Below are 2,881 nucleotides of genomic sequence, written 5' to 3'. Positions count from 1 at the left end.
GAGGCCGCAGGGGCGGCCTCTGAAGCCACTGGCGGGGCCTCCACCGACGACGCCGAGCCCCCCACCGGGCGGGTGAACCCCCAAAAGACCGAACCGGAACAGAGCCAGAAGCCGGAAACGGGCACCGGTCGCACGCCGGAGGCCAAGCCCGACACCGGGACGGCGGCCAGGGCCGGCACCGCGTCCGTCTCCGAGTCCGGGTCCGAGCAGAAGCAGCAGGCGGCTACGGGCAGCGGTTCCGCGCCGGAGGCCAAGCCCGGCACCGGGACGGCGGCCGGGACCGGCACCGCGTCCGTCTCCGAGTCCGGGTCCGGGTCCGAGTCGAAGCAGCAGGCGGCTACGGGCAGCGGTTCCGCGCCGGAGGCCAAGCCCGACACCGGGACGGAGGCCGGGACCGGCACCGCATCCGTGTCGGAGCCCGTCACCGGCTCCGGGTCGGTGATTCGGTCCAAGTCGAAGGCAGAGTCCGCGCCCAAGGCCGGCTCCGCCGCCGAGTCGGAGACCGAGCCCAAGAGCGGGTCTGGAACCGGAGCCGAGTCCGTATCCGGCGCCAAGTCCGGGGCCGAGTCCAAGTCCGTCACCGGTCTGGCGTCCGAGCCTGCAACCGGCGCCGCAACCGGCGCCGAGTCCAAGTCCGGGTCTGCCGACGGGGCGAAGTCCAAGAGCGTGGACGGCGCCGACTCCGCGCCCGACGCCAAGTCAAATGCGGGGACGGCAGCCGGAGTTGGCGCCGCGTCCGCGTCTACGACGGTCACCGGGACCGGCGCCGACTCCGGGCCGGAGACCGGGTCCCGGTCGAAGTCCGAGCCGGAGCCCAAAACCGGGTCCGTAGTCGGCGCCGAGTCGGGGATCGCGTCCAAGTCCGGGCCTGTAGCCGGAGCCAGGGCCGAGAGCGCGGGCGGACCCGAGTCCGAGTCCGAGTCCGAGCCCAAATCCGAGTCCGAGTCCGCGGCCAAGCCGGAGTCCGGCACCAAGTCCGGCCCCGGTGCCCGTCCCGGGTCCGGGAGCGCGGCTGATCCGGAGCACGAGCCCGACGCCGACGCGGGCGGCAACTCCGCCCCCGGTGCTGACGTCAGTGACCCTGCCCGCGCCCCCGGCAAGGCCACCGGCGACCCGGCCCCCGAGCCCACCCCCGACAAGCCCTCCGCCGATCAGCCCACCCCTGACAAGCCCTCGGCCGACAAGCCGCCCGTAGATCAGCCCACCGCCGTCTTCAAGGTTGGCCGCCCGCCCGTCGTGCCGCCGGTCGATCAGCCGACGACGATGCTCAAGCTGGGGGATCTGCCGGCCCGGGCGGCCAAGGGAGCCGGTGAGCCCAAGGCTGACGATGCGGGTGCGGATGCCGATGCGGAGGGGAAGGGTGAGTCCGTTGCTGAGCGCACCAGCAAATTCGTAGCGCTCAGGCAGTTGGACGACCCGGCCACCCGTAAGGCGCCGCCCGCTGTGCCGCCCGTCGGTGACCCGGCCAAGGCGCCGCCCGTGGCCCCCGCGCGGCCCGCCAAGGTGACCCCTGCCGATGCCACCGCCGCGATCCCGCAGGTAGGGCCGGAGCGGACGACGCAGCAGCCGTTGCCGCCCCTGCCGCCGCTGGACCTGCTCGCCGAGCTGACGAACACGCCGCCGCCCCGGGACACCGCCGTGCGGACGATCGCGCGGCGCGTCAAGATCTGGACGCCGGTCGTCATCCTGTTGGCGATCGTCTTTGCAGTCGTACAGGCAGTGCGTCCGCTGCCGCCCCCCGAGCTCACCCTGACCGCCAAGGACTCCTACACCTTCGACGGGACGGCCGCCGCGCTGCCGTGGCCGTCCGACGGACAGGGGTGGATGGACGTCAACGGCATCGGGACCATGGGGAAGTTCGGCGAGCAGAAGCCGGTCGCCATCGGGTCGGTCGCCAAGGCCATGACCGCGTACCTCATCCTCAAGGACCACCCGCTGAAGGTCGGCGAGGAGGGCCCGAAAATCACGATCGACGCGACCGCCGAGAAGGAGGGCGGTTACAACACCGACGGCAAGGGCGAGTCGACCCTCGACACCGTCAAGACGGGCGACACCCTCACCCTGAAGCAGGCGCTGTCGGCCGTCATGATCCCCTCAGCCAACAACATCGCCCGGTTGCTGGCGCGTTGGGACGACGGGACCGAGGCGGCGTTCATCAAGAAGATGAACGACACCGCCAAGGAACTCGGGATGAAGAACACCACCTACACCGACGCCTCCGGCCTCAAGGAGACCACCGTCTCCACCGCCGAGGACCAGGTGAAGCTGGGCAACCAGCTGGTGAGGATGCCGGCCCTGATGGCCATCACCAGCCAGCCCTTCTGGTACGACCCGACGGGCAAGAGGTGGCGGAACTGGAACGAGGTCATCCCGGCCAACGGCGGCATCGGCATCAAGACCGGCACCACCAGCGCGGCCGGCGGCAACCTGCTCTTCGCCGCCACCAAGGAGGTCGGCGGGGAGACGGCCATCGTCGTCGGCGCGGTCCTCGGCCAGCACACGGCGCCGATCATCGACACCGTCAACAACGTCAGCCGGACGGCCATGATCGCCGCCCGCGAGGCACTGCTCTCGTCGAAGATCCTCAAGAAGGGTGACGTCGTCGGGTACGTCGACGACGGGCTCGGCGGGCAGACACCTGTCGTGCTGTCGAAGGACGTCACGGCGATCGGCTGGGCCGGGCGGAAGGTCGAGCTGTCCTTCGCCGCCGCCGACGACCTGCCGCACTCCGCCAAGGCGGGCACCGCGGTGGGCACCCTCACCGTGGGCGACGGCAACGGCGGCGCCGTGAAGGTCCCCGTGCAGCTCCAGAAGGACCTGGCCGAGCCCGGCTTCGACAAGAAGCTCACGCGGATCGGATGAGCGGCAGCCGGTACGCGGT

Annotated in this window: 1 protein-coding gene; it reads left to right on the top strand. The window is 71.7% G+C overall.

Features of this window, described 5'->3' with window-relative positions:
* The first annotated feature begins 72 nt into the window (after positions 1 to 72).
* Positions 73 to 2,862, top strand: a complete 2,790-nt coding sequence (locus STRTUCAR8_RS06510; protein WP_044471738.1) for a hypothetical protein — start codon at positions 73 to 75, stop codon at positions 2,860 to 2,862.
* The last annotated feature ends 19 nt before the right edge of the window (positions 2,863 to 2,881 follow it).

Source organism: Streptomyces turgidiscabies Car8 (assembly GCF_000331005.1).
In the GTDB taxonomy this organism is placed as follows: domain Bacteria; phylum Actinomycetota; class Actinomycetes; order Streptomycetales; family Streptomycetaceae; genus Streptomyces; species Streptomyces turgidiscabies.
This window is presented reverse-complemented; position numbering and strand designations above follow the sequence as displayed.